27 protein-coding genes are annotated in these 26,594 nt (G+C 53.3%); 8 read left to right on the top strand and 19 right to left on the bottom strand.

What is annotated here, in order from left to right:
- Positions 1–126: 126 nt before the first annotated feature.
- The 9 genes from D5261_RS06555 to D5261_RS06515 all read right to left on the bottom strand — a co-directional run bounded on the left by D5261_RS06555 (position 127) and on the right by D5261_RS06515 (position 10,911).
- Complete coding sequence (locus tag D5261_RS06555; protein WP_119324340.1) at positions 127–870, bottom strand: proteasome-type protease; 744 nt, start codon at positions 868–870, stop codon at positions 127–129.
- A gap of 108 nt (positions 871–978) precedes the next feature.
- Complete coding sequence (locus D5261_RS06550; protein WP_165864582.1) at positions 979–2,442, bottom strand: ArnT family glycosyltransferase; 1,464 nt, start codon at positions 2,440–2,442, stop codon at positions 979–981.
- 223 nt (positions 2,443–2,665) lie between these two features.
- Positions 2,666–3,583: an alpha/beta hydrolase gene (locus D5261_RS06545; protein ID WP_119324342.1), complete on the bottom strand. Its 918-nt coding sequence runs from the start codon at positions 3,581–3,583 to the stop codon at positions 2,666–2,668.
- Positions 3,584–3,664: 81 nt separating this feature from the next.
- Positions 3,665–4,150, bottom strand: a complete 486-nt coding sequence (locus D5261_RS06540) for a methylated-DNA--[protein]-cysteine S-methyltransferase (RefSeq protein WP_119324343.1) — start codon at positions 4,148–4,150, stop codon at positions 3,665–3,667.
- The gene (locus tag D5261_RS06535) at positions 4,147–5,025 is read right to left on the bottom strand and encodes a DNA-3-methyladenine glycosylase family protein (RefSeq protein ID WP_165864583.1); all 879 of its coding nucleotides are present in this window, start codon (positions 5,023–5,025) and stop codon (positions 4,147–4,149) included. Before D5261_RS06535 ends, D5261_RS06540 begins: the two co-directional genes overlap by 4 nt.
- A 192-nt stretch (positions 5,026–5,217) precedes the next feature.
- Positions 5,218–6,849: an MDR family MFS transporter gene (locus D5261_RS06530; protein ID WP_119324345.1), complete on the bottom strand. Its 1,632-nt coding sequence runs from the start codon at positions 6,847–6,849 to the stop codon at positions 5,218–5,220.
- A 65-nt stretch (positions 6,850–6,914) separates the two neighbouring features.
- The gene (locus D5261_RS06525; protein ID WP_119324346.1) at positions 6,915–7,397 is read right to left on the bottom strand and encodes a MarR family winged helix-turn-helix transcriptional regulator; all 483 of its coding nucleotides are present in this window, start codon (positions 7,395–7,397) and stop codon (positions 6,915–6,917) included.
- Between the two features lie 37 nt (positions 7,398–7,434).
- Positions 7,435–8,112, bottom strand: coding sequence for a leucyl/phenylalanyl-tRNA--protein transferase (gene aat, locus D5261_RS06520; RefSeq protein ID WP_119324347.1), 678 nt, complete (start codon positions 8,110–8,112; stop codon positions 7,435–7,437).
- A gap of 120 nt (positions 8,113–8,232) precedes the next feature.
- Positions 8,233–10,911, bottom strand: a complete 2,679-nt coding sequence (locus tag D5261_RS06515) for a valine--tRNA ligase (protein ID WP_119324348.1) — start codon at positions 10,909–10,911, stop codon at positions 8,233–8,235.
- A gap of 469 nt (positions 10,912–11,380) precedes the next feature.
- Between D5261_RS06515 and D5261_RS06510 the strand changes: the two genes are divergently transcribed.
- Complete coding sequence (locus D5261_RS06510; RefSeq protein ID WP_125206289.1) at positions 11,381–12,232, top strand: hypothetical protein; 852 nt, start codon at positions 11,381–11,383, stop codon at positions 12,230–12,232.
- A 9-nt stretch (positions 12,233–12,241) separates the two neighbouring features.
- Here the strand turns inward: D5261_RS06510 and D5261_RS06505 are convergent, their stop codons facing one another.
- From D5261_RS06505 to D5261_RS33380, 3 genes are read right to left on the bottom strand one after another with little or no spacing between them, the layout of a single operon-like run.
- Positions 12,242–13,048 carry an endonuclease gene (locus tag D5261_RS06505; RefSeq protein ID WP_119324349.1) on the bottom strand — a complete coding sequence of 269 codons (807 nt, stop codon included), beginning with the start codon at positions 13,046–13,048 and terminating at the stop codon, positions 12,242–12,244.
- 4 nt (positions 13,049–13,052) lie between these two features.
- Positions 13,053–14,441, bottom strand: a complete 1,389-nt coding sequence (locus D5261_RS06500; RefSeq protein ID WP_119324350.1) for a DNA cytosine methyltransferase — start codon at positions 14,439–14,441, stop codon at positions 13,053–13,055.
- A complete protein-coding gene (locus D5261_RS33380) occupies positions 14,438–15,061 on the bottom strand; it encodes an endonuclease III domain-containing protein (protein WP_354673124.1) in 624 nt (207 codons plus the stop codon). Before D5261_RS33380 ends, D5261_RS06500 begins: the two co-directional genes overlap by 4 nt.
- Before the next feature lie 341 nt (positions 15,062–15,402).
- On the opposite strand from D5261_RS33380, the gene D5261_RS06495 reads away from it, so the two are divergent.
- Together D5261_RS06495 and D5261_RS06490 are read left to right on the top strand one after the other, a co-directional pair.
- Complete coding sequence (locus tag D5261_RS06495; protein ID WP_119324352.1) at positions 15,403–15,939, top strand: DUF6939 family protein; 537 nt, start codon at positions 15,403–15,405, stop codon at positions 15,937–15,939.
- 120 nt (positions 15,940–16,059) lie between these two features.
- The gene (locus tag D5261_RS06490) at positions 16,060–16,719 is read left to right on the top strand and encodes a type II secretion system protein (RefSeq protein ID WP_119324353.1); all 660 of its coding nucleotides are present in this window, start codon (positions 16,060–16,062) and stop codon (positions 16,717–16,719) included.
- A 14-nt stretch (positions 16,720–16,733) separates the two neighbouring features.
- On the opposite strand, the gene D5261_RS06485 is transcribed toward D5261_RS06490, so the two are convergent.
- A complete protein-coding gene (locus tag D5261_RS06485) occupies positions 16,734–17,252 on the bottom strand; it encodes a BsuPI-related putative proteinase inhibitor (protein WP_125206291.1) in 519 nt (172 codons plus the stop codon).
- A gap of 247 nt (positions 17,253–17,499) precedes the next feature.
- On the opposite strand from D5261_RS06485, the gene D5261_RS06480 reads away from it, so the two are divergent.
- Together D5261_RS06480 and D5261_RS06475 are read left to right on the top strand one after the other, a co-directional pair.
- A complete protein-coding gene (locus tag D5261_RS06480; protein WP_119324355.1) occupies positions 17,500–18,240 on the top strand; it encodes a hypothetical protein in 741 nt (246 codons plus the stop codon).
- 121 nt (positions 18,241–18,361) lie between these two features.
- Positions 18,362–19,135, top strand: coding sequence for a DUF3592 domain-containing protein (locus D5261_RS06475; RefSeq protein WP_119324356.1), 774 nt, complete (start codon positions 18,362–18,364; stop codon positions 19,133–19,135).
- A 124-nt stretch (positions 19,136–19,259) separates the two neighbouring features.
- Here D5261_RS06475 and D5261_RS06470 read toward each other — a convergent pair whose 3' ends face one another.
- A complete protein-coding gene (locus D5261_RS06470) occupies positions 19,260–20,174 on the bottom strand; it encodes a type II secretion system protein (RefSeq protein ID WP_218025747.1) in 915 nt (304 codons plus the stop codon).
- Positions 20,175–20,425: 251 nt separating this feature from the next.
- Here D5261_RS06470 and D5261_RS06465 point away from each other — a divergent pair, with 251 nt between their 5' ends.
- Entirely contained in the window at positions 20,426–21,868 is a 1,443-nt protein-coding gene (locus D5261_RS06465; RefSeq protein ID WP_119324357.1) for an ISL3 family transposase, read from the top strand.
- A 113-nt stretch (positions 21,869–21,981) separates the two neighbouring features.
- On the opposite strand, the gene D5261_RS06460 is transcribed toward D5261_RS06465, so the two are convergent.
- The 3 genes from D5261_RS06460 to D5261_RS06450 all read right to left on the bottom strand — a co-directional run bounded on the left by D5261_RS06460 (position 21,982) and on the right by D5261_RS06450 (position 23,549).
- Positions 21,982–22,632, bottom strand: a complete 651-nt coding sequence (locus D5261_RS06460) for a hypothetical protein (protein WP_125206292.1) — start codon at positions 22,630–22,632, stop codon at positions 21,982–21,984.
- A 14-nt stretch (positions 22,633–22,646) separates the two neighbouring features.
- A complete protein-coding gene (locus tag D5261_RS06455; RefSeq protein WP_125206293.1) occupies positions 22,647–22,877 on the bottom strand; it encodes a hypothetical protein in 231 nt (76 codons plus the stop codon).
- A gap of 342 nt (positions 22,878–23,219) precedes the next feature.
- The gene (locus D5261_RS06450; RefSeq protein WP_125206294.1) at positions 23,220–23,549 is read right to left on the bottom strand and encodes a helix-turn-helix domain-containing protein; all 330 of its coding nucleotides are present in this window, start codon (positions 23,547–23,549) and stop codon (positions 23,220–23,222) included.
- A 72-nt stretch (positions 23,550–23,621) separates the two neighbouring features.
- On the opposite strand from D5261_RS06450, the gene D5261_RS06445 reads away from it, so the two are divergent.
- Together D5261_RS06445 and D5261_RS06440 are read left to right on the top strand one after the other, a co-directional pair.
- Positions 23,622–23,972 (top strand): hypothetical protein, encoded by a 351-nt coding sequence (locus D5261_RS06445; RefSeq protein WP_119324360.1) that lies wholly within the window; start codon positions 23,622–23,624, stop codon positions 23,970–23,972.
- A gap of 217 nt (positions 23,973–24,189) precedes the next feature.
- Positions 24,190–25,050, top strand: coding sequence for a hypothetical protein (locus tag D5261_RS06440; protein WP_125206295.1), 861 nt, complete (start codon positions 24,190–24,192; stop codon positions 25,048–25,050).
- 357 nt (positions 25,051–25,407) lie between these two features.
- On the opposite strand, the gene D5261_RS06435 is transcribed toward D5261_RS06440, so the two are convergent.
- Both D5261_RS06435 and D5261_RS06430 read right to left on the bottom strand, forming a co-directional pair.
- Entirely contained in the window at positions 25,408–25,599 is a 192-nt protein-coding gene (locus D5261_RS06435; protein ID WP_125206296.1) for a hypothetical protein, read from the bottom strand.
- A gap of 33 nt (positions 25,600–25,632) precedes the next feature.
- Positions 25,633–26,412, bottom strand: coding sequence for a DUF6338 family protein (locus D5261_RS06430; protein ID WP_165864579.1), 780 nt, complete (start codon positions 26,410–26,412; stop codon positions 25,633–25,635).
- Between the last annotated feature and the right edge of the window lie 182 nt (positions 26,413–26,594).

Raw genomic sequence — 26,594 nt, 5'->3', positions numbered from 1 at the left:
TACAATTATGGGCAAAAAAGTATAATTCCCAGATGGCAATAATACCTGCTTTCTGGGAATCTCGTAAAATCGCTGATAACGAACCTTTAATACGGGCGGAAACAGCCAAATTACTCCGCGCGCATATTACTTTTTTTGCCCGAACGTCTCAAAATCGATCGGAGGCAGCTCCGTGACGCCCTTGCGCAGCGTCTGCTCCCATTGTTCGTGGATTTGGATGAGATCGGGGTCTTTGTCGGTCAGCCGGCGGCGGTGGACGATATCGAGCTCATCGCGCTGGTAGATGCAGATATCGATGGGAGGACCGACCGTCACATTGGACCGCATCGTCGAATCGATGGAGATCAGCGCGTACTTCGCCGCCTCATCGAGCGGTGTTTCTTGATAGCGGATGCCGCGCACGAGGATCGGGCGGCCGTACTTTACTTCGCCGATCTGCAAAAAGGGGCTGTCTTCGGTGGCGCGCAGCGGATTTCCCTGCGGATACACCAGATAGAGATCGGGCGGCTGGCCGGCGATCTGGCCGCCCAGCAGAAAATGCACGTTGAACCGCACCTCGTCGCGCTCCAGGGCCGCCCGGTCCATCTCGGAGACGCGGCGGACCTGTTCGCCGATCTCACGGGCGGCGTCGTACATATTGGCGACGGACGCCAGCCCCTTACCTAGATCGAAGTCACGGCCCAAAAGGGTGATAATCGATTGTGTGAGCGAAAGGCTGCCGCTGCACAGCAGTACAAAGGCGCGCTCGCCCGGCAGGACAAACGTATGCATCTTCCGCGTGACGTTGACCTGATCGTATCCAGCGTTCGTCCGTGAGTCGGAGGCCATGACAAGGCCGTGGCGCGTATGTATCCCCAAGCAATAAGTCATATGTCGTTCCTAATTCTCCGTCGCGGTCGTGCCGCTCCCTTTATTATGCCCCAGGAACCGCGACGTTCCAACCATTGCCTGTCTGATAAAGCAGGCGTACAGGCTATTTTACCTCTTCACGTAGAGAGAAATGTTCGGATTGGCATAAAGCATATCATGAGGAAGCGTCAAAACGGGGCCTCCGAAGAGGCGATAGCCGCCAAATTGCGCCCCCAACCGATAATCCGAACTCAGCATCGCCATGTATTGCTCGGCGTCTTTGTTCCCCAGTCGCAGAGCGTCGCGCGTGTCGTATTGACTCAAAACAACAAACGTAGGATGCTGCTGCTGGGCGGTGGCGCTATCCCAATCTTTATTGCGGTACAAAATCCGTTCATCGTCGGTCGCTATCTGGATCTGCTTCCAGGTCCCCGGCCGAGGAGCGCAGAAATAGGGACTGAGCGGCGCGGTCTGGAACCAGGGCATGGTCGGAAACGCTGTCTGAATACCAAGGTTGGTGCGACTCTGTATCCAGGCAAGCGCAAGGTCGCGCGGGTCGGCCTGGGACATCGGCGCGATCAGTATGATGGTCCATCCAAAAGTAAGCGCGCTGATGGTAAGTGCGCATGCGAGTCCAAGTCGCTGGGTATTTGCTGTCTTGGCGAGCGAAATGTCCGCAATGGCCCTGCCTGCCCAAAGGCACAGAATGGGGATCAGCGGCAAGGCGTAGCGCGCATAACGTACGGCGGCAAGTCCAATGAGAAGATAGTAGGGGAGAGCGAACGCCGCGAGCAAACCGTCACCTTGCGATCTGCGTTTCGCGGCCCAGACAATTGACGCCAATGCCGCAAGAAGCAGCGGCCAGCCCAGGCCGGCGCTGAGATTGGTGACAATGTGGTAAACGAAGCCGCTTCCCGTGTTCGAGAATGTATCGCCCGGCTGCTGCGAAACGTGGAGCGCTTCGTATTGGATATCGGCGATAAACTTCGCGCTTTCCAGGACGGACCCCGGGCACGCCGCCACGAACGCCGCCGCGAAGGCTCCAATGGCCCCCAGAGCGCCCGCGACGGCCTGGCGCCGCTCGGAACTCCCGCGAAGCCATAACGCGGCCAGGAGAGGCAGCAGGGAGAGCGCCAGGTTATATTTGGTCGCCGCCGCCAATCCGGCGAATATCGCGGACGCCAGCACGCCGCGCCACGAGAAACGTTCGTCTTTCAAGACCTTGGCCGCAAAGAGCAGCGAAAGGGTCGCCCAGAAGGCGCCCGGGACATCGACGGTGAGCCAGTGCGAGTGCTGCGCATGCAGCGGAGCGATCGCCAGGAGAGCCGCCGCCGCCAGACCCGCGCGCCGTCCCCAAAGCGATTTACCCGCCGCATAGAGCGCCGCGACTGTCCCCACACCCATAAGCGCGCTTAGTAATCGCCCAATCAGATAGAGGCGCGCGAACTGATTGGGATGCGCGGCGGGATCAGGCGTGAGCGTCGGCGCGGCGCCGAAGAGGTAGCCAAAGGTATCGGCGAAGTTCACGAGATAGATTTGCAGGGAGCCGTAGTTGTAGAAGTGTGGAAGCAGCTTTCCCTGAAGAGAATTCATTCCCAGAGCGACGCCCAGGACAACGCTCTCATCGGGATGGTAACTGAAATAGTGGGTTTGGCTTGGCAGGCCCCAATCAATTCCCCATAGCCTCAGCGCCAGGGAGAGAAGGAGGATTGCCGCGAAAAAAAATCGGGTGCGATAACGTGCATACATAGCCACGTAATTCGCATCGCCCGATCCGAAATCCTGCTCTTATGATCCGCGCAGCGGAATTCAGAGGTCAGCGGAGAGTTTGGTGGACGAACTTACCGATCGCCTCGAAGATCTGCGGGCTGTCGTTGGCGAAGAAGTCCGAATGGTCGCTGCCGACGGTCGTCAGCCGCGTCGCCGGACCGCCGGCGGCCGAGGCCAGTCGATCCGCCATCCGATAGGGGACAAAGTGATCGTCGCGGCTGTGGCCGATCAGCACCGGGCATCCGACGCGGCGGATCTTTTCTTCGCTGGCGAAGCGATATTTGAGGATCGCGCGAATGATCGGGAGCGGCACGATGGGATACTGGCTATTTCCCATTTCCGCCATGCTGGTGAAGGCGCTGAAGGTAATGAGCCCCGCGCAGGGGTGCTTCGAGGCGAGGTCGATCGCAACTGCGGATCCCAGCGACCAGCCCGCGACGATCAGCTTCGCCGGGTCGATCTCCGGCCTCGCCCGCGCATAACGATAGACGGCGTCGGCGGCCCCGTAACACGCCTCCTCCGACGCCACCCCGGGACTCATTCCAAACCCTGGATAGTCCGCGACCAGCACATTCATATCGAGCTTTTGAAAATGCTTCATCTGTTCGAGGCTGCTGACGATTGATCCGCCATTGCCATAGAAATAAAGCACGGTGGGACGCTTCCCCGCGCTGGGGTCCACAGCGCCGTCCGGCGTTTCGGCGCGCCCGAAAATGGCGGCGATCTTTCCCTGGCCCGTCGGAAGATCCAGCAGCTCGCATCCGGACGGCGCGACGCTCAGATGGGCGTTCGTTTTATTTTGGCTAAGGGAGCCTGGGAAGATCAATGCGCGCTGATTAAAGTAGAGGTAAGTGAGGAGAGCCATATAGATGACGCACGGGATCGTGAAGATGGTGACAAGGGTTCTGGCGATACGGCGACGAGCGCTAGGTTTCGACTTCGTCGAAAACGTCAATTCGGCCATGGGCAGGCTCCGTATGCAGGAATTGTGCTATCAGTCTACCAGATCCCGGAGACCAAATCACACGTTCCTGCATACGCGGCGTTATTGGGGATGCTGCTTCTCCGTCGCCAACAGAATTTCTTTGCAGCCTAAGCCCCCGCCGTATCCCACTAACTTCCCATTCGCTCCGATCACGCGATGGCATGGGACGATAATCGAGATCGGATTACGGCCATTCGCCAGACCGACGGCCCGGGAGGCGTTGGGGTTTCCGAGGCGCGCCGCCAGCGCGCCATAGGTGATTGTCTCGCCGTAGGGGATTTCGCGCAGTGTGCTCCATACGGTCTGCTGAAACGGTGTGCCGCTGGGCGCGAGCGGCAGGTCGAACTCCGTGCGCGCACCCGCGAAATATTCTTCTAATTGCCGCTTTGCCTCGGGGAACGGCGCCGCCTGATCGTCGCGAATCCATTCGTCGGCGAATAAAACGGCGTGTTTGTGCTCGTTCATATAGACGCCCGTGAGGGCGGCGCCGTCGGAGGTCAGCGTGATGGTGTCCACGGGGGAATCGATCTGGGTGTAGTAGATCATGGTGTTTCCTGAGATGAATGAAATTCGGCCCAGAGATGCAGGGCCGCGTAAGACCGCCACGGTCTCCAGCGTTCGGCGAGCGCGAGAACTCGCTTTGGGTTCTTCTCTCCCAGCGCTTTGCAAAGGACGAGATCGGTATGCGGAAATGCGTCGCGCCAACCCAGCGCGCGCATGGCGACATATTGCGCCGTCCATTCGCCGATCCCAGGCAGCTCTCGCATCCGCGCCATGGTTTCTAGCGGATCCGCGCCGTACGCCAGTGAGATCGCGCCTTCGGAGACCGCGCGCGCCAGGCCGAGGATTGTGCGCGTGCGCGAGGCGATAATTCCCAGCGACGCCACTTGATCGACGGAGAGAGAGGCAACTTTTTCGGCGCTGGGGAAATTATGCGTCAGTCCTGGGATGGGGGTCTCCGCCGCAGCTCCGTACGCGGCGGCGAAGCGCCCCGCGACCGTCGTCGCCGCGCGGACGCTGATCTGCTGCCCGAGGATGGCGCGGGCGGCAAGTTCAAAGGGTTCAAACCCGCCGGGGATGCGAAGGCCAGGCCGGGGCGCCGCCAGCGCGCCGAGCGCCTTCGCGATCACGTCCGGTTCGGCGTCCAGATCGAACTGCCGCCGCAGGTCCAGCATGAGCTCCGACCGGATGGGGGCAAGGGTGGGGGACGCCTCGACGCGCAGGGCCGCCGAATCTTCCGAAGGGCGCACGCCGATCCATCCGTGGGCTCCGCCCAGAACGACCGTGCGATAGTAGACGCCGTTCGAAACCATCTCCACACCGGCGGTCGCGTGAGAGTCCAGAAAGCGCAGAAGGGCATTCCAATCGTATGGCGGCTGAAAGGTAAGCTCGCATAGGAAATTGTCGTTTGCGGTTATCATTGATCGGTAAGTAGTTCCTTCAGAAGCGCGGGAGCAGCGCACACGCGACATTTTATTGTAGCGCGGATCCTTGTGAGAAGTCTTCCCGTTTCTTGCGGTGTAATTCCATTATGCTCTTAGTAGGGAGAAGAAAAATAATAAACGCGCTTGCCAATACTCAAATTAGCAAGCGCGCATAGTTGCTGAGGGCGATTAGTGGCCGGCGTCGATCGGCGCGGCGGCGGCGCCTTGCGCTTTTGCCTGCCGGAAGAGAAGCAGCGCCGGCAGCGCGAAGGCGAAAGCGGCGGCGAGCAGAAGGAACGCATCGTCGTACGCCATCGTGGACGCCTGGCGCTGCACCGTGTTTTCGATAATTCCCAGCGCGCTGTTATGGGCGCTGGTGATGCTCATCCCCTTCGTGACCAGGTAGTGCGACGTCGCGGCGACTCGGTCCAAGAGGGCTGGATTGCCTGAGAAGATAAACCCGACCAGGTCCGCGCGGTGGCCGGCGGTTTGGCTGGTTACGTATGCATTGATGATCGCGATCCCGAAGCTGCCGCCCAGCTGCCGAAACAGGTTTGTCAAACCCGCGCCCTGTGGGATCTCCGCGCCCTTCAAGCTGCTGAGCGAAGCGACCGTAATCGGGGTGAACAGGAAGCCCATTCCCGCTCCGCGCAGCATCAGGCCCACCTCAATGTCGGGTGTTCCGCTCTGTGGCGACAGGTGCCCGAGGAGCCACTGCGAGAAGCTGAAGCCGATTAGGCCTAGCGCGATCAGGACGGGCGGCTTGACGAGAGGGTTCGCCCCGTTCAAAAGTCGGCCCGCCAGCAGCGTTCCAAAGATCGTCACAACCCCCGCCGGTAAGAAAAGCAGGCCGGCCTCGGTGGGGGAGAAACCCAGAATGCTTTGGACAAAGAGCGGCATCAGGAACGATCCCGCGTAAATCCCCGCGCCGCCAATAAAGAGAAGCACACATCCCGCCGTCAGCGCCCGGTGCTTGAGCACGCGCAGGTTTACGACCGGCTGCTTGTTGGTCGCCCACAACTCCCAGACCACAAAGGCGATAAGCGATACGAAGGCGGTGATAGTGAGGCGCACGATCCAGATATCGTCAAACCAATCGTAGCGCTGCCCTTCCTCCAGGACATATTGGAGTGATCCCAGTCCCACGGTGAGCAGCCCGATCCCGGCCCAGTCCACGCCGCCGGTTTGCGCTTTGTGCGGCGAGTCGCTCAGGAAGCGCCAGACGAGAAACGCCGCGACCAGTCCCAGCGGGGCCTTGCTCCAGAAGATCCATTGCCATGAGTAGTTATCCGTGATCCAGCCGCCGAACGCCGGGCCGACGGTTGGCCCCAGGACAATCACGACGATGTAGAATGACTGGATCATTCCTTGCTGGTCCGCCGGGAAGACCTCACGCAGCGCGGCCTGCGCCGTGGAGAGAAGCGCCGCGCCGCCGGCGCCCTGGATAATGCGCCAGAAAATGAGCTGTCCGAGAGTATGCGACGCTCCGCACAGGAACGACGCGAGCGTGAATAGTAAAATCGACGCCGTAAGATATCCGCGTCTCCCAAACACCGAGGACAGCCAGGCGGTGAGCGGTAGAACGATGACGTTGGAGAGGATATACCCCGTCGCCACCCAGCCGATCTCATCAGTCGTCGCGCCGAAGTTCCCCGCCATCTGCCGCAAGGCGACGTTGACGCTGGTGGTGTCGAGCAGCTCCAGAAACGCCCCGGTGAGGACCGCCATCAGGATGATCCATCGATAGGGGTTCAGACCCGCCGCCACTGGCTTCGGGGCGGCCGGAGCGCGTAACTTTGATTGTTCCAATGTGGTCGCCATGGATACTCGCTTTCGATGTATATACAACTAATTTTTGTTGAGAGAGCCCGTGGCTCCTGTCAGCATTATCGCGTGGCGGCGTTTGCGCGGGACGGGCTGGTGAGCTCCGCCACCTGCACCAGATGAGAGATCAGGCCGCGCCACTGCTCAAGCCCCAGATGTTCCTTAATATACGCCTGCGCCTGCCGCCAGAGCGGAAGCGCGCGCTCCAGCGCCGCGCGGCCTTCCGCCGTCAGCGTGATCTCCCGTACCCGGCGATCTTGCCCGGGCGCGGCCTTGACAAGGCCGTCGCGCTCCAGAACTTTCAGATTGCGAGACAGAGTCGTCAGGTCCGTCACGAGAAGATCGGCAAGCTGCGTCATGGTCGACGTTTCTTCCCGTGCGACCGTCATCAGCAAACTGACCTGTGTCCCGCGCAGCCCCGTTGGCTGCAAGAACTCATCGTAGACATGCGAGATTGCGCGGTTGGCCTTGCGCAAGTTCAGACAGGTGCAGCTCGCCACGGTTTCCCGGTAGGAGGGCAGGGCGAGTTCTTCTTTGATGGACATAATCGTAGTATATACAAGTATTCTCTGGAAAGTCAAGTCAGCCCTGGCCGAACAGGCTCAGCTTGCGGGTCTGTGTCCGCTCCAGGCGGTCTAAAAATTCACTCCGCGCAACCTCTTTCGCGCCGAGCGCCACCAGGTGCGGCGTAAGCATCTGAATATCGATCCAATCGAGTCCTCGCTGCTGAAGATGTTCGATCAAATGCAGCAGGGCGAGCTTGGAAGTATTCGCCGACGAATGAAACATGCTCTCGCCCGCGAATGCGCCATCGACGGAGACGCCGTACAGACCGCCCACGAGCGCTCCGCACGAATCCCAGACCTCCACGCTGTGAGCAAAACCCCGCTGGTGAAGCGTCCCATACCCATCCAACATCTCCTCCGTGATCCAGGTTCCCGACTGACCGGGACGCGGCGCGGCCTGACACGCCCGCATCACCTCAGGGAAGGCCTGGTCGATCGTATAGGAGAAGGGAGCATTGCGCTTCATTCGCGCCAAACGCTCCGGAACACGAAGATCCGCGAACTCAATAATCGCGCGCGCCGGCGGGCAGAACCACAGCAAAGGATAACCTTCCACCGGCCAGGGGAATACGCCATGGCGATACGCCCAGAGAAGCGACGCCACCGTCGGCGCACCGCCCATACCGATGACTTCCGCTTCGCCGGCGTCGCGCGGATCGACAATGATAAAATCGGGGCGTTGATCAGTGCGCATAGGATTTATAAGTTTCGCAATTTCCCACTGATTGCGCGTCTCTCAAGATTATACCGTGGCGGGCCTTGCGCAGAAAGAAAAATAGCCTCCGCAGTACAGCGGAGGCTATCTCAGTAGCGGCTATCCCGCCAGCATCTCGCGGCGGGCGGCGAGTTTGGCGATGCGCTGGGTGAGGTCGGCGGAATCGGCGCGGGCTTTTTCCACGACTTCGGGCAGGGCGCGCTCCACGAACTGCGGGTTGTTCAGCCGTCCTTCCAATCCGCCTCGCTCTTTTTCGAGCTTGGTGATCTCCGCAGCAAGGCGGGCCGACTCTTTCACGGGATCGACGCCTTCGAGCAGCTCATCGGCGGGAATGTAGAACGTCGCGCCGGCGACGCCGGTCGCTACGGTGCGCGCCCCTTCGGGCGCCGCATTCTCGATGGTCACGGTTCCCAGACGAGCGAGATTGGTAAGCGCGCTTAGCTGATCTGTGAGGGTCGTGCGGGCGCTGTCAGTCTCGGCGACCGCCGTGACCGTGAACCGGCGCGCGAGGATGGCGGCGCGGGCGGCTTCGTTTTCCTGTCCGCCGGGAGTGAACTCGGCGCGCAGCGTGCGAAGCGCGGTGATGCTGTCGATCAGCAGCGCCATACCCGCTTCGGCCGGAAGGTCCACCAGGGCTTCGTCCGGCTGAGGATAGAAGGCGGAGCAGATCGTGGCGCCCTTGTGCGGGATGGCCTGCCAGATCTCCTCGGTCACGAACGGCATTACCGGATGAAGAAGACGCAGGGTGCTTTCCAGCACTGTCACCAGCACGAACTTCGCGCGCTCCTTCGCCGCGCCGTCTTCGCCGTTCAGCGCCGGTTTGCAGAGCTCCACGAACCAGTCGCAGTATTCGTTCCAGAGGAACTCATAGAGCGCGTTGCAGGCGTCGTCCAGGTCGTAGCTCGCGAGCGACGCGTTCACGGCGCGCGCCGTGTGCTGGAGACGGCTGAGAATCCAGCGCTCCGGCAGCGAGTAGGAATCAATGTCGGGGGCGATGGGCGAATCGCCATCGCCCACATACATCAGCACGAAGCGGGCCGCGTTCCAGAGTTTATTCGCGAAGTTGCGCGACTCGGGGATGCGGTCCTCGCTGAAACGGATATCCTGGCCCTTGGACGCCAGGCGCAGCAAGGAGAAACGCAGGGCGTCCGTGCCGTACTTGTCGATCATCTCCACCGGGTCGATGCCGTTGCCAGCCGACTTCGACATACGCCGACCCTTCTTGTCCAGCACCGTCGCGAAGATATAGACCTGATCGAACGGCTTTTCGCCCATGAACTCGACGCCGGTCATGATCATGCGCGCCACCCAGAGGTACAGGATCTCGCGCGAGGTCGTCAGCACATCCGTGGGGTAGAAATATTCTAGGTCTGGAGTCTTTTCCGGCCAGCCGAGCGTGGCGAAGGGCCAGAGCGCCGACGAGAACCAGGTGTCAAGCACATCCTCTTCCTGCGTCAGTTGATCCGTCCCCGCGCGCTCCACGGCTTCTTCCCAGTTACGGGCGGCCACATGGGTTCCATCGGGCCGATAGTAGACCGGCAGACGGTGGCCCCACCAGAGCTGTCGGGAGAGCGGCCAGTCGCGCAGGCCGTTCATCCAGTCCAGATAGATCTTCTTATAGCGATCCGGCACGAACTCGATGCTGTCGTTCTCGGCGGCGTTGATCGCGCCCGCCACCAAATCCGTGCCCGCCATCTTCATAAACCACTGGTCGGAGAGCAGCGGCTCGATCGTCGTGTGGCAGCGCTCGCAGGTCGGCACGCGGTGCGGGTGGTCCTCCACCTTCTCCAGCAAACCCAACTCTTGCAGATCTTCCACCACCAAATTACGCGCGTCATAGCGATCCATTGTGCTGTAACGCTCGCCGGCCTGGGCGGTCATATTGCCGTCGAACCCAATCACCGTGATTTGCGCGAGGTTATTGCGCTTGCCGGCCTCATAGTCGTTCGGGTCGTGCGCCGGCGTCACCTTCACGGCGCCCGTGCCGAACTCCGCCGAGGCGTAGCTGTCCGCGATTAGCGGGATTTGCCGATCCGTCAGCGGCAGCGCGATCATCTTGCCGATCAAGCCCGCGTAGCGCTCATCCTCCGGATTCACCGCCACGGCGCTATCGCCGAGCATGGTTTCCGGACGCGATGTCGCCACGACCACCGACCCCGAGCCGTCGGCGAAGGGATAGCGGATATGCCAGAGATGCCCCGCCTGATCCTCTTCCTCCACCTCAATGTCCGAAATTACCGTCTGACAGCGCGGACACCAGTTGATCAGCCGATTACCCTTATAAATCAACCCGGCGTCATAGAAGCGCACAAACGCCTGAAGCACGGCGTCGGCGTACCGTTCGTCCAGAGTGAACCGCTCGCGCTGCCAGTCAAAGGCGCATCCGAGGCGCTTGAGCTGCGAGACGATTCGCGAACCGTACTCCGCCTTCCACTCCCACACCTTCTCCACGAACTTCTCGCGGCCCAGGTCAAAGCGCGTCAGGCCGTCCTTGGCGATCTGCTTCTCCACCACGTTCTGCGTGGCGATTCCCGCATGGTCCGTCCCCGGCAAAATCAGCACCGTGTACCCGGACATCTTCTTCCATCGCCCGAGCGTATCCTGCACCGTATAGGTAAGCGCGTGCCCCATATGCAGGCTTCCCGTCACATTTGGCGGCGGTATTGTAATACTGTACTTTTGTTTTCCCGGCGTCGGCTCCGCATGGAAGTACCCTCGCTCCTCCCATTCGGCGTATCGTCGCGCCTCCACATCCTTCGGCTCGTAAATCTTCTCCACTGTGTCCCACCTTTCGCAAAAGAAACAGCCCCCGCGTCCAGATTGCGACACGGATCACTGCTGCGTGACCGGCCGCAAGGACGCGAGGGCTGCCCATAAAGGCTCCGACGCGCGGTACCACCTTGCTTTCCAGAGACACGGTCACTGCGAACGCTCGCGTGACCCCTTCCTTCGGAGGGAAGTGCTGTAAATGTCTCCAGACACTCTTTCGTAACGATCCGCTCCGGGGCGACCTTCGGCGGGCGGTCCGACGAAACGCTTACACCAAGACGCGTTTCTCTCTGGGACGGCCGATCCGCTTACTCTTCCCCATCATTGCCGATAGTAGGGTTATTATGGCGGGTGAAGGGAGGGGAGTCAATAGGTAGATTGGATCCTAGGGGCGGTAGTATTTTAATAATAGCTAATGCTATAATTAATTTGAAATTGAAAGTCGCTTCAGATCTAATAAATCGACATGTAAATCTAAATGCCAACATCAAAGACAAAAGTAGTTGAGGCGATATTCAACGCTCGCTTTATTCCACCGAACCAACTAACAAACCCAATAGTTACTCTAGATGATATACACCAAGCGATTATATCCTATAATGCTGTTCACCCAAACGACAAAATAAGTCCTAGAAATCCGGCCAATTTTTTCAAAGATCTTATTAGAGGTAAAAGCAGCGCTAATAATAATTGGCCAGCTAGCGTCTTTAGGGCGGGCTACACGGGGAGACAACTTACCGGAGAGAGTCGATCATTCGAATTTATACCGATTCCATCTGGGCAATTACAAGCATTTCGGATACACAATCCTTCAACTAATACAGTGACGCATAGAATTGAAAGCGTCTCGATGCCTATAGCGTCTCGATTACTTGCTCGAAGTGATGAAGCGTGGCTATTTCAGACTGCAGTAAAATTAAGGTTAGTGGAAACGCATCTAGCTTTAATGTCACCTCATGATATTGTTCAAGTAGATCATTTGATGATGGCTGTGAAATTACACAAGACAGAGATCGATGCAATTTTCTTGGCCCACGAAGGCCCTGTCACAAGACCTCAGCCTATACTTGTGACATGTGAGGTCAAAGGAAAGCGCGATGATATTCTAGAAGATCAAATTATTTCGCAAACTGAGGCCGCTTCAAAAATCATTAATATTGGGCATAAATATATTATACCAATCGCAATGAAAGCGGTAGGTCTATCAGAGATTTACGTTGTAGAATTTGAGAAGGTGCATATTAGCTCAGCAGCTACGCTTACTAGCTTGATAGTATCAAGCGAAGCGACATATAAATTAATACCAACTGTTCCAGGTATTGGAAAATGAATGCTTGGCCTATTCATTTTCTTGAATACGATATAGCTTCAAGTCAGAAACTGAAATTTGTGAAGATGGAACAAGTCTGAAATGACGTTCCATTAAGACTACAAGCTCATCTTCTTCTAAAGCAAGCTCAAACATAGCAATAACGCCTTCACTCATAAACTGAGCTGCAACTGCTCGGCAAATTAGATCGGGAAAACTTGCGGCGCAAAATCGTAAATCTTGTCGCGTCTGAATTACTGTGATTTTATCCGTACCACCTTTGGCTTGCACGGGCACAACGTAATGTGCACCCGTTCGATTTACACCAACATACAATTCATCAACTTCTATTTGCGTACCACCAACGGTCGTTCGCAAATGATTCTGAAGTGAATAAGAGGTTATGCCTAGGAAAATATCGATTAAGCGATTGTAGCGCAGTTTTGCTAAAAGAGCTTGTTCGTCTCCTAAGGCATAACGTGCCACCATTTCTGGCGTTGCGTCTGGAATTTTGATCTTTTGTAGATTTTGTTGCGGTAGAACTCTACTAATTTTCGCACACCTAAATCTATAGCGGCTACGGCCAGCATCTTCAATAATCCATTCAAAGCCAACGGGGGCGGTGGCCGCTATAGAATCTGGTAAGGGCTGACGCGAACGAAAATAATAGATCAGGTCTCCAACATTTAGGACACGCTTGACTCCCAACGTTTCAGCCGCGACATCAATTTCAGTACGCTCAAACTCGAAGCTGGATGCATCATCTTTATAATGCTGCATAAATATATATTCTGCTATAAGCTTGTAGCGATTAAGAGTTACTGATTTAGAAGTCATTTTATTAAGCAATTGCCATAATTGGGATCAGATTGTCGTTAGAGAATTTTTGTGCATTCAACGTAGGCCCGGTAGAATCTAATTCTTGTAGTTTTGATTGTAATTTGTTTGGGTTGTTTGAAATTCTCGTTCTAGACCCCATTGCTTTTCGATCTGTTCCATAATAATTTGCTGCTTCGGATAATGTAAATCCTAAGAGCTTTAAGTCTCCAGGCAGAACTATCCCCATAGGTTTTTGTGGCTGAATATTTAGAGCCGATATTATTGACGACCCAACTGCGCGCGCTAGATTTGGTGGTACAGAGTTACCTATTTGACGGAAACCATGCCATTTGGTAAAATGAAATCGAAACCAGTCGGGATAAGAATGTAGTCGTGCAGCTTCACGCACTGTTATGCAACGTGGAGTTGTTGGGTGAATTGGTCTGGGAGATGTGTATGCCCCCCTATCAGCCCCCGTTCCTGCACGTAGTGTATTACATATCCCAGTTGGCGAAAGCTTTGGGAAACGACTTATTGGTTCTATGGTGCCTGGAGGCGCCGCCGAAAAACGATCAATAGAAAGATTTGTATGAACCGTACGCATACTTGAAGTTAGCAATTCAGGGTGATACAATCGTTCATAGGAATAATTTTGAGGGTCGGTCTGCCATCTTAAAGGGGCAGCGTAATTGCTAGGCTTGCCATGGGGAGCAGTTACCCAATCTCTATCAAGTAATTGGGGGTAATTCTCTGCCTCAGGTAAATCCTGAATAGCATCCCAGACAGTTGGCCCTACAGGCAACTCCATTCCATTAAGTTTAAGTTGATTGCTAGGCACCGCCGATCGTGTAACTGGTAAAGGATATTTTGGTAATTGGAAACCTCGACGGCATCCAAACAAAAATAGCCTTCTCCTATCTTGTGGTACTCCATATTCAGCAGCATTTAACACTTTGTAATCCGCTTCAACTTCATACCCCGAAGCTTGTAGTTGGGTTATAACTTCAGTAAGAATACCTTTATGCTTTCCTATTGTCAGTCCTTTTACGTTTTCCATTACAAAATACTTAGGATTTAACTCGGCTACGAGACGCACAAAATGCAGCATGAGCTCATTTCTAGGATCGTCTAACGCCCGCTTTCCCATAAGCGATACACCTTGGCATGGCGGCCCACCAAATACGACATCTATATCCGCATTTCCAATGTCTGAGTTCTCTCGAATTTCCAACCCTGTAGTAGTTGTTACACTTTTACATATAATTGCACAATCGGGAAAATTATATTCATGTGTTGCACAATGAACGGGATCGTGTTCAACTGCAGCTAGGATATCAAATCCCGCCTGCTCAAAACCTAAACTCATCCCACCTGCTCCGGCAAATAAGTCAACAGCAATAGGCCGCATCATTCATAACCTTTCGTCGTCTTATAAAATATACAGTGCGATCTAATTGGGCATAACTCACAATTCGGAGCGCGAGAATGACATAGCTGCACGCCATGAGCGACGCAATCAACATGAAAGCTGTAACGAAATTCTTTAGGAACTAGTTCCTCCAAGTCTTCGTGTGATTGATCTGCACGCTTTCTGGCAATCCACCCTAGCCGGGTTGCAATACGATGGACATGAACGTCTACAGGGAGTACTTGAAAATCCATTGTATACATCATTACACATTTAGCAACTTTCAGCGAGACGCCAGCTAAAGAAGTTAGGTAATTTTCAACCTCAATTATCGGCAGCGTCCGAAGTTTATCAAGACTGCATTCTCCAAAGTCCGTTTTGAGCTGTCCCAATACTGATACTATCTGAAGCGACTTGATTCCGGAAAGGCCAGCTGGCCTAATTATTTCACGAATTGTTTCACGAGATTCTGGACTGACGTCTTCCCAGCATGAAAAAATGCGTGCTAAGTTTTCAAGGACAGTACAAGCAGTCTCGATGCGAGTCCTATTGGACAAAATGATATAGATCAAATCGTCTACTGGATTATCGGGGTTCCCATGACGAGGCTTGCCATAGCTCATGAGTAACGTTTTGCAAGTAGAAACTACTACTTCCGAGCGTTTTTCCTCTGTAAGGCTTAGTATGTAGGTGGGGATATGCTTGCGTGGCATCGACTTGCTGTGCCTACAATCTCTTTTTAAGATTATAACCAAAATTCTCCGTTTAATCTAGTGTGAGTGATAGATCAGCCGTACTGTCATATCTTGTTATTGATAGATATTGAATAATTTTGATATTTGAAGCCTTGTAAATTCTCACCCATGAGACTTCTCGCAAATGATCTCCATCAGCTCATCGAATCACACCTTGTGTTAGTGTATTTAATACACAATAAAATGTCACTCAATTTAAGGAGAACACCATGCCCATTCAAATCGCAAGCCGCCGTCTATCCGAAGTCCGCCTCCGCCGTCGCTTCGGCGACGCGCTTATCCTCGACGTTACCTCACGCGGCCCGGAGCCGTGGGTGCGGTTCAGTCCATTCTTTGCCCATGGCGGTATTCCGATCCCGTTTACGCCAGGTTCGTTCGGAGCTTCGGTGGAGGGAATTTGGCAAGGGCTGAAAGTTTTCGAGACGTCGGACGTGGATACTAAGACGATCGAAAATACGACTATGAGAGGGATGAAACGTACTGTGAGTAAGTTTGGGAAAGTGCTGGGGCATCGAGAGGGCGTCTGTGGAACTCGGTTGCTATCTTATGAGGACGCTCGAAAGCAGATCTATATTCCGACATATGAATGGGTTTTAGAGAATCGATTGCACGAAGAATTGGAGCAATTGTATTCGCTGGCGAATACTCAGAATGTCGTGCTGCTGGATTACGAGACGAATACAAACGCGGAGAATTTGTCGCGGCCATTGTCTCATGCAGGAGTAATTCGGGAATATTGTTCGTAAATTATTCAATAAGTATGTGTGCATATGAGATTGAATCATGACAGAATCTGCGTACTGTAGGAAGAGCAGAAAAAAGTAAAACTGGCGAAACACTTTGTGTATTTAATACGTTATATGCCAATGAGAAACAAAAAGCATCAGGCTGGCGAAACAGTCTTGGAGTATGTGATCAACATCGCGATCGTGGGGATTCTGGCGGCGATCTTGATCCCGGTATTTGTCCAGGCCAGAGGGAAGGCGCGGCGGGTTGCGTGTGCGTCGAATATGCGTCATCTCTATACGGCGTTCGCGATGTATGCTGGCGATCACGATGGACACCTGCCGCCATATTCCAACAACATTCTCTATGCTCATGACGATACGCAGGAGAAGGACCCGGGGCGGCGTCACTACCCGCCCAGCGGAGCGCGCTTGACGGGGGCTTTGCTTCCTTACACACACGACAAGGATGTTTGGTTTTGCCGGGACGATTCGCTCGCTGGGAAAAGCACGCTGTCGCTATCGTATCCCGCTGGACTTTGGATCGATCATCGATACAGCAGCTATGACACGGCATGGTGGATGGGACTGCGCACGCATCCGGCCGGCATGGCGGGAGTGACGATGGTTGATCGGCAGGGAAAGCCGATGACAATGAATGCTTCCCAGGAAGTTATGCTCAGCGACGAACAGATCCAGCAAACCGGCTGCGGAGACTGGCTCTATTCCCATCGCAATCAATTCAACCAGCTTTTTCTCGACGGTCACATCAAACTGGTGACCGTTCAGTGCGCGAAATAAGGCGGTGTGGGGCGTTAGTCGAGGGTGATCGTGGTGAGCTTCGCGCCCATATCGCTGCTGCCGTCTGTCGGCGTCACATCCGAGAATTGCACATGCGATACGGCATAGACTTGATACGTTCCCGGCGAGAGAGTATGGCCCGTCTGATCTTTCTGGTCCCACACAATTTTCTCACTCTTCACGGCGCCCGCCGGTAGCTGGCCTTCCAATACCGAACTTGGGAACGAAGTCACCGAGTTGGAGTATGTCCAGACCTTTTCGGAGCCATGATAAACGGTTACGTCGAACGGTGGGGCGCCCTCTAAGTAAGGCTGAGGAGTGACACTCGTATTCTTCCACGTAAAATTGATATCAATCGGTTCACCGACGGCGTAACTTGCCTTATCTGTTTGCTCGGTGACTTGTATCGGGCCATACTGCCCAGAGGGATTGGGCATGGAAGAGCCGCCGCTGTCGCTACTGCCGCCGCCGCACCCGGTTAGGCAAAGCAAAAGCAAGGGAGCGCTGGCGATAGAGTAATGGGGGAGCTTCATGAAATTCGTTTCTTTTCCGAGTTTATCCGCAGCGTTATTATAGCCGAACAATTTCGAGGAATCTATCAGAAAGGTTGCCAGGATTTTCCGCGAACCGATTTGCGCGTCGCCTTTTCTGGGCGGTCACAATGATGCGGACTCCGTGCAGTGCGCATCCCGCCTCCCATCGCGTGCCTCTGATTTTCGCAGGAATCTCCCGACCATTCGCGGAAGAGTCTGCCATCAAGATTTTGAAGGATCGACCTCTATGTTTGGACTCGCCCCGAAACTCCCCGTGACTCTCGTGGAACGACAATGGGTGGACTCTACGTTCGATGAATTCGCTCAAATGTTCGGCGAGTCCTTTCTGAAGAATGTGACTCCCATTACCCCGACTCCGGAGTTCTTCTCCTTTGACTGGGACGGCTCCGAAGAGTCCGCCGAAATCACGCTTCAGCGAGTCTGTGAGCTGATGTCGGTGGACCGGAATCGACTCGCGCTGGAGTTTTTCGACGACAAGGACGAACTCAATGAAGCGTTGGGCAAAGAGATTCCTTACTATGAGAGTCAGAAGTCGGGCGCGGGCGGATTCTACCGTCCGCCCGACTCGGAGGGAATGATGATGATCTCTCTGGAGCGAGGAAAACTGCACCATCCCGTCTCGATGATCGCGACCATCGCGCATGAGCTGGCGCATGTGATCTTACTGGGCGACGGCCGCATCACACGCGATATCGAGTACATGGAGCCGATGACGGATCTTCTGACCGTCTACTCCGGAATGGGGATCTTCAACGCCAATTCGGCTGTCAACTTTCAGCAGCACAACCGAGGATGGTCGATGCGGCGTCTGGGATATCTGTCCGAGCCGCAATTCGGCTATGCGCTCGCGCGCTTCGCGTTTCTCCGAGGTGAAGAGAAGCCGGCGTGGGCGAAGCATCTGAATCTTAATGTCGGCTCATATTTAAGGCAGTCCCTCAAATATCTCCAGCGCGAACATCGCGCCTGACCGCAACTCTTTCCGCGCATCCGTGTCATATCCAGTAGAAGCCGCGCAGACGGCTTGGCGGATGGGGCAAGCGATGGGGGGCGATTTGTGAAGGCGTCAGGCGACGCTAGAGGAACTGCCTTTGACGAAAGAGTATCGCTTGGAACGGGAGCTGCTGGGGCCGACGCCTCGGCGGATTGAACGGAAAACGCCTTCGGGCGCGGGATGCTTGTATGTTTTTCTTGCGCTCTATGTTGTGATCGGAATTGGACTGCTCGCCATGGCGGTTATGAAGACCATGATCGTGTACCATGGCGTCGCCATGCCGGCGGTGGCGACGACGCGAGAGGACAATTCAGACTCGGAATCCTCTTCCTATAGCGTCGACTATATATACGAGTATCACAACATCACCTATTCCGGCAATTCCCAAATTTCCAAAGAGGACTACGCGGGAATGGAGCCGGGCCGGCCGCTCACGGTGCGCGCGCTCGCATCCGCTCCTGGTTACTTTCCCGTTCTCCAGGAGTTCAGTACGGACGAACCGGCGTTTTTCTGGATGGCCTGGTGCGGCGCCGTCCTTTGGTGGGCGTGCGCGCCCTTGATTGTCTGGTCAGCCTTTCTATGGCCGCGCACCGTTCGCCGTATCCTTCGCGAAGGCGTTCCCATCGCCGCACGCGTTACAGACAAGAAGATGAATACGAGCGACGATGTTACTTGGCGCTCGGTTCACTACGAATTCACTCCGCTCCCCTCCACCCGGCCGCCAGTGACAGGGAAAATCTCGGTGGACGAATCCCAATGGGACAAACTGAGCATTGGCGGCGCCCTGACCGTGATCTACGACCCCGCGCGGCCCAAGCAGCATGTCGTTTATCGGCTCGCGTCATACCGAGTGGTCGGCAATCCACGTTAATCGCCGCCGAACCCAGGCGTCCTCACTGCATACTTTACGCCGTTTCGCCGATAATCCAAAGCATGGACACCAATACACTGCTGGTCTCAATGCTCTTTGGAACGATTGGGAGCGGATACGCTCTTTACGGCAAAAAGCAGGGCGCGACGGCGCCGCTGGTCGGCGGTCTCGCCATGGTCGCGGCCTCCACGTTTATCCCGGCGCCGCTTCTGCTGACCGTCATCTGCGTCGCCGTGATGGGCGGCGTCTTCTGGCTGGGACGGATGGGATAGAAGACGCCGCATGCGGCGAAGTTATTGTCGGCGATGAAGTCCGTGTTGGTGAGCTGAGTAAATCGGCGAAACCGGACGGCGCCGTCGTATTGCAGACCCAAAAATCCCTCGCTGTGTCGCGTGGGATAGTGCTTGTGCGTCGTGTCCTTGGCGGCCGGAAACGGCTTCCAATCCCCGGTGAATGTCGCGGGGATATCCGCGGCGATCGTATCCGCGCAGCCCGGCGTGTTGTTGTGATCCCAGACGACCATCACGGCGGGGTTGACCACATAACCGTCCGCCTTGCCCATTGGCCCATGTGAAATGTAGCTCATCGCGTAGCCGACTTGCAAAGGTCCCGCAACGCTGGGACACTTAAAGACGGCGAGGCTTTTGACATAAGGCTGAATCATCCCGGCCTTATCGCCCACATACACGCTGTCCGGAACAACCGCTGTGGCGCTGACCGTGTTGTCGTACGGCGCCCACCACCGCTCCCCTGCTCCCGTATACGCCGTGCTCGTGTTGCCGCAGGCGCCGCCCTGGCCCAGGCCCGGGCACATCCGATAAATCGCGTTCACCGAATCGTAATCGCTTCGATACATCGCCAGCGCGATGCCGATCTGCCGCAGATTATTCGTGCAGCTTGTCTGGCGCGCCTTCTCACGCGCCTTCGCAAACACAGGAAACAAGATCGCCGCCAGAATCGAGATGATCGCGATGACAACGAGCAGCTCGATCAGCGTGAACGCGCGAGCGAAAGAGCGGCGAGGGGACGGAGGCTTCATGAAGATAAGGTTCCTTTTCTGTTTGGATTGGTTATATACAGTAATATATAACATAGGTAAATAGGTCAAAAAAGCGCAAAAGAAAAAGCGGCTAATCGCAAAGTAGTGTGGAAGTCCGCTCAACGATTCTGAATGTCGAATCGCAAAGTAGTGTTGACAAGCTTGCTCAAAAATAGTATATTGCCTTCTTGGGAGAACCAGGAGGGCATTTTGTTTTTTCGTGCTATAATCGCGACAGGTGGGCTTGGCGAATGAGCAATATCCTTGGTCTCCGAGACTGGGAGGTAAGTGACGCTGACCCTGATATCAGGATTGAAAACTTCGTCACAGCTAGGTACACAATTCACCCGAATACATGCACGGCGTGCGGCGTCGTCGATGAACTGTACAAGCACGGAACTTACAAGCTTGAAGTTCGTGATGTACCTACCCTCGGCAAACCGACACGGATACTGATTACTCGTCAGCGCTATAGGTGTCGCGCTTGCCGAGCCACCTTTGCTCAACCAATGGCTGAGATTGATTCTAGCGGCACGATGACCAAGCGCCTAATCGCCTACATTCAAGAAAATGCAATTGAGCGGACATTCACCAGCGTTGCTAAAGATGTCGGTGTTGCCGACAATACGGTCAGTGGTATATTTGACAATTATATCACGGCGCTCGACAAAATGGGAACGTTGTTTCAAACGCCAGAATATCTGGGGATAGACGAAATCCAAATTCACGGCAAAATGTGTTGTATATTGACGAATGTCACTGAGCGCACTGTTTACGAGCTTTTACCATCGCGCAAAAAAGAAGATATCGTCCCTATCCTCAAATCGTTGAGGCTGCCGCCTATGGTGAAATGTGTTTGTATCGATATGTGGAAGCCCTACAAATTGGCGGTTCAAGAGGCTTGGGGCGAAGAAATCCCCATCGTTATTGATCATTTCCACGTCGTTAAATTGGCCAATGAGGCGGTAGAAACAATGAGAAAGAGTAAAAGTTCAACAGAAAACAAAGTAGATCGAATTTCATTAAAGCGAAGACACCGCACGTTACTTAAACGCTATAATGATTTAGATCGTGAAGGTAGAACTCGGATCGCGGAATGGAAGGTCAAATATCCTGACTTAATTCATGTGTATGAACTTAAAGAGCAGTTCTATGCTATTTGGGAAACGACCAGTCGAGTCGAGGCTGAAGTGCGTTATCAGCAATGGCTTCAAAGTATGCCGAAGGAGTTACTGCCTTGGTTTAAGGAGCTAATGCGAGCTGTAGACAATTGGCACAGCGAAGTATTTGCATATTTTGATCATCCTATCACGAATGCCTATACTGAAGCGATGAATCGGATTATTAATTTGATGGTTCGCTACGGACCCGCTAATTCGTTCGAAACAATTCGTGGTAAATTGAGATATTCAAAACGAAATTTACGACGATTATCTACATATCAATCTCATATGCGTTATGATGCTATAGGCGCTGATAAGCTATTGCCATTCGAGGTACTTGCTAAAGGAGCCTATGGTGTCTCCCTGTCTGGAACAATCGAGAGCCTATTATCACAAAGTAGCGTGGACACCGAAGCAAATCCTTATGCAGAATTTGGATTTACAGAGGCAGAGCTCATGGACTATGGTCGAAAGACAGAGGAGCTTTGGGATGTAGACATGAATACAATACTCAAGCATAGCAAGCTCTAGGTTGGAATACCACTCCATTAGGGACGCTTGCTCTAATATGATGGGCAATCGACCTCTATTATATAGCATCGGCCCGACGAAAATATTTTCGTCGGGCCGATGCCTATATACAGCTAATTTAGGGGAAATAGTGCTTCAATGCTTGCTTTCCCATTGAGATTGAAGTAGCGGTCAAATACAACATTCACGGTTTCCGCTTCTTTGAAGTTTTGTAAAACTTCAGCCCGTTTATCCAATGTCCATTTAGCAGGTATATCATCAGTTATTATTTTTCGAACTTCTTCAACATTTGTATACTTCGCTATGTACGGCTTTAGAAAAGCGCGTAGCTTATTATGATGATATAATTCTATTTCTCCAAGCAATGGGTCTTCGAATAGCTTCGCTACAGTTTCAGTTCCAATCGGAGTATCATCAATTGCTGCGATGCGCATATGCATAAAAGATTTTGCGAACAATCCAATAATAATTGCAGTTGTCCTACTTCCTCCAATGCTCGTGTCTATTTCCAGCAAATGATGTTTATTCAAAAGTGGACTTAGAGCGAACAATACCACTGCTACTACGCCGTACAAAAAACAATAGGCGTAAAATTGCCAACACCCTACTATTAAGAAGAAACTACGAGGGTAATTCGTAGTTGCTAAGTTTATACCGTTAATGATTGAAGAAACTGCAAAAGCGAGGAAATAAATCCAAATATCAGGTCCTGATGAATGTGATGCCGTAGCAGTTGACGCCACGGCATGATGTACAGGGTTCAATTTTTACCCCAAAATTATATTTTATTTTTTGATCTTTCTTCAGACGACAATAAGCGCACTTTGCCATTGGAAATTACAACGACGCCACTTTTTTGTAAGTCGCTAAGAACTGCGTTGATTTCTGAAGGACGGCGGCTTGTAGCCTCTGGAAGATAGTCTATAGGAACGTCCTGATAGGCTCTGAACGTTCGAAATCTACGTAAAGTTCCGATCACTGCTGTTCCGATGCCAACACTTTCGGACATGATCCTCCTCCTGGAGCTTGCTAGCTGCACCATGTGAGATGCCCAGCGTACTAATAAACCTATTATACCCGATTCTGCCATTGAGTAACAAAACATTATGGTTTTCACCTCATTCCCCGTAGTTCTCTACTCGTGGAGTAAGAGGGATACCTCTATATGGATAACATGTTACAATTTCTGTGAATTAGTCATGGTCTAAAGTGCACCCTACGCGGCACTCAGCAAAATGCCTAGTGCCCATCGCCATTTCGTGATCTGGAAAGCAAACGCTGTATGTCTTTATGACCATTTGGGAGGAAGAAGTCTGCTGGCTCACGTTCTGCCAAACTCAACGGTGCTTGACTAGTTATATTCTAATAGCCACTCAACATCGATCTCCAGCGCTCGCGCCAGTTCCACGACTTCTATGTCAGTGCAGGCGCGGCGCTGAGCCTCAATCTTCCACAGGTCGCGATGATCGATTTCCCACCTGGAGCCTGTGCTGATCTGAACGCGGGCGCATACGGCGTCGTGTGTGAGCCCGAGGGCTATGCGCCGCTGGCGCACGCGTGGGCCCACCAGATTCATCTTCCCATCTTCGGTTTTCAGCCTGGCCCCGCGTGGCATGATTGTGACTTCTCTCAATAGGTGAAAGGCAATCATGCCAGCATATAAACTTTTTGTTTCTCCCAAGATGGTAAAATATCGCCTAAGATGGTAAAATAACTCCTCAATTGCCTGCGAACGGCTGTATTTAGGAAGCACATGACCTCACAGAGAGCGGATTTTTTCTATCCCCTGCATGACGGTAGCTTTGTTATCGTGGCAGAGTCTTCTACAGCGGTGCTTTTATCGAGCATCGCTGAAGCGATAGGCAACGATCTATGGGTGTATAGCCGAATAGCTGCGAGCCAAAGGGATTCTAAAAGTGCCGTACTTCTGGATTTTCGCCGAATGCAGATTTCATACGGCGTTAGCAGCTCGCCTAGCAATTCTCACGGATTGCTGGTGCGGCTTAATCAAGCTGTGTTTACGATCACCAGTTTTAGAAAGATCGAGGCGAACGACTACTTACAAGAATTGGTGCTGAAAATTGTATCATCGTCCAAATTTTGATGTTAGGAGACCACAGGAGGGAGCTACGCACCATAGTCCTATCGACGATGGGATGGCGCGGTGATGATAGCCATGCTCGTGGCGGGACGCAGCACGGTGTAGGGGGTGACGCCTCTCGGCGTGCGTTGAGGAATTATCGTATCACGAACCGTAACGACCAAACCGCAAAGCTCATCAAGCGGTAGCAAAATGGACGTAGATTCCAGGAAATAGATTTATGATCTACTATTATTGCGCCCAATGTGGGCAGACCCTCATGCCTGGCTTGCAAATGTGCCAAAAATGCGGCCAGATTTTCCAACACGCCGTGCCAGTCGTTGAAGAGACTGGCGAAAACCGCACAGAATATTGGCCGCCACGCGCGCCAACGACTGGCGAACAGGCAGTTCGACGCGCCAGTAATAATTGGAATGACGCTAACCCAGCGTCCAAAGCGTCGATTTTTGCGATCCTGGCCATATTTCTCATCGGGTTTGCCATCACATCCCAAGTGCGCTATACGCGCTCGTTGGCACAATCGCTCCCGCATGCCGATTCGTCGGCCTATACCGCTACAACATCATCGCAGGTGTCTCCACGCACGCCACAAGCTGCATATCAGCCAGTATTCCAGCCCCCGTCTGCCCAACTGGTGGCAAAGGCCGAGGTTGGCTATAACCAGATGCGCGGTGATCGAGGGACGACGCTGGTAATCACCAACCAGAACAACTATGCGTGGAGCAATATACGCGTAACGATCAATCCGAGCGGTGGCGTACCTTTTAGCGGTCGAGGTTCAACATTGGCAGCGGGCTATGTTCTTACCGTGCCTCTATCAGAATTTACGACCTCGACAGGATTGCGCTTTGATGCCAATAACCTCAAGGTTAACAACGTCCAGATTTCAGCGGACACGCCGAGTGGCCCTGGAACCATCACCGTTTCTGCCATGCCAGAAGGTGCGGATGCGCCGCCGCCGCCAAATATCTTTCGGACTCCCGTTGCTAATACTCCCGATCCATATGGTCAGGCTGACACGACGATGCCATCGCCTACGCCGCCCCAATTTGATTCTAATGGGAATGTTGTCACGAATTAGCAGGGTGTTCTCCTAACAGGGTGCAATGACTTTATGAATATCAGCAGCTCGTCGTAATTTACTCGGTACGTGGTCAATTCACGAGAGGGAAACTCCCAAAACAAAAATTTCCAATTACATCAATCGATGCCTCAATCTATTTTTTCTTGTCTTTTTTTGTTGAAGGTCCAGGTTGTGCGGCTTGACTTATGCCCGATCCACTTCTAGGGGGATTCACTCCAGGTGCTTTATCGTTTATGGTAGTTGGTTGATGCCCTTCATTTAGAGGGATCGGTTCATTCTTAGGTGATTCTGCCATTCTTTTATGTTCCTCTCGTCAACGATATGCGTACCGTGACATTATACACACACTTATAACTATTTATCTTTGTTGTCCGTGCTTTGCTTTCCTTCTTTTTTCTTTATAGGGTGCGTTATACCTGATCCGCTATTTGGTGGAGTTGGTTCCTTGGTCTTTTTGATCCCGCTGCGAGTGTTTCCAGGTTGATGACCTGCAGTTCTATCTGCTTCAGACTTGTCTGATGGGTTGCTAGTATTTTGTTCGGACATTATAGATTTTGATCCTCATAATCACAATTTAATTTAGGTGCCTTCACCCTCGCCTTCGCCTTCGCCTTCACCCTCGCCTTCACCTTCACCCTCGCCTTCGCCTTCGCCTTCACCTTCGCCCTCGCCTTCACCCTCGCCTTCGCCCTCGCCTTCACCCTCGCCCTCGCCTTCACCCTCGCCTTCACCTGAAGTACGTATATCGCCTTCCGTAAAGAAATTTAGTACTCCAATTTCGCCTTTCGTTATTAAGACCCCGTCAGTATTCACCAGTTTCGTCCAAACATTTCCCACAACCATGTATGCATCTTCTAAATAAAGGTCGCGTTCGGCTGATGTAGATGAGGCTAAAGAACGTCTTCCAAAATATCCTCCAATAATACTACCATCTTTCAGCGTGACTAAAACCCAACATCCACCTGCCTCACTCGCCTCGTGGAATTTGTAATCCCAGGCTGTAGGTGTGCTGTGCAGTGCCGTAAGTTTGACGGCACCGAGTAGACGCTTAATAAGCTGGAATTTATCCACAATTCCAATTGCAAAACCCAAAATAACTGGTATTAAGAAATTAATAAGAAGAAAATACCTAATTGTTAAAAAAGGATGATTACTAATATAATCGTTTTGATATGCATATAGAATCCAAGGGTAGCACAAAGCAAGATTCAACGTGCTAAAAGTCAGGAAACGTAGCGCCAGTAACTCCTTCGTTTCACCTCTTCTAATAGACATTAAAGAAAATGTGGATTGGATCAAGTATCCAGGCACCAAAAAAGTAAGAGTAAGCAGTACAATGTTTATATTGTTAAACGTCATTATTCCTCGATCAATAATTAATGATAATTAGTTGAGTGCGCCATATATATGAATATTGCGCCTACTGTCCATTGTGCGTAGATCGATACCTCGCCTTGATCGCCGCGTTCTCAGTCATGTACTGCCGCTCCGCCATATTGCCATACCAACGTTGCCCAGGATAATGGTAGATTCCGCTGTTT

The organism is Capsulimonas corticalis (assembly GCF_003574315.2).
GTDB classification, from domain to species: Bacteria; Armatimonadota; Armatimonadia; order Armatimonadales; family Capsulimonadaceae; genus Capsulimonas; species Capsulimonas corticalis.
This window is presented reverse-complemented; position numbering and strand designations above follow the sequence as displayed.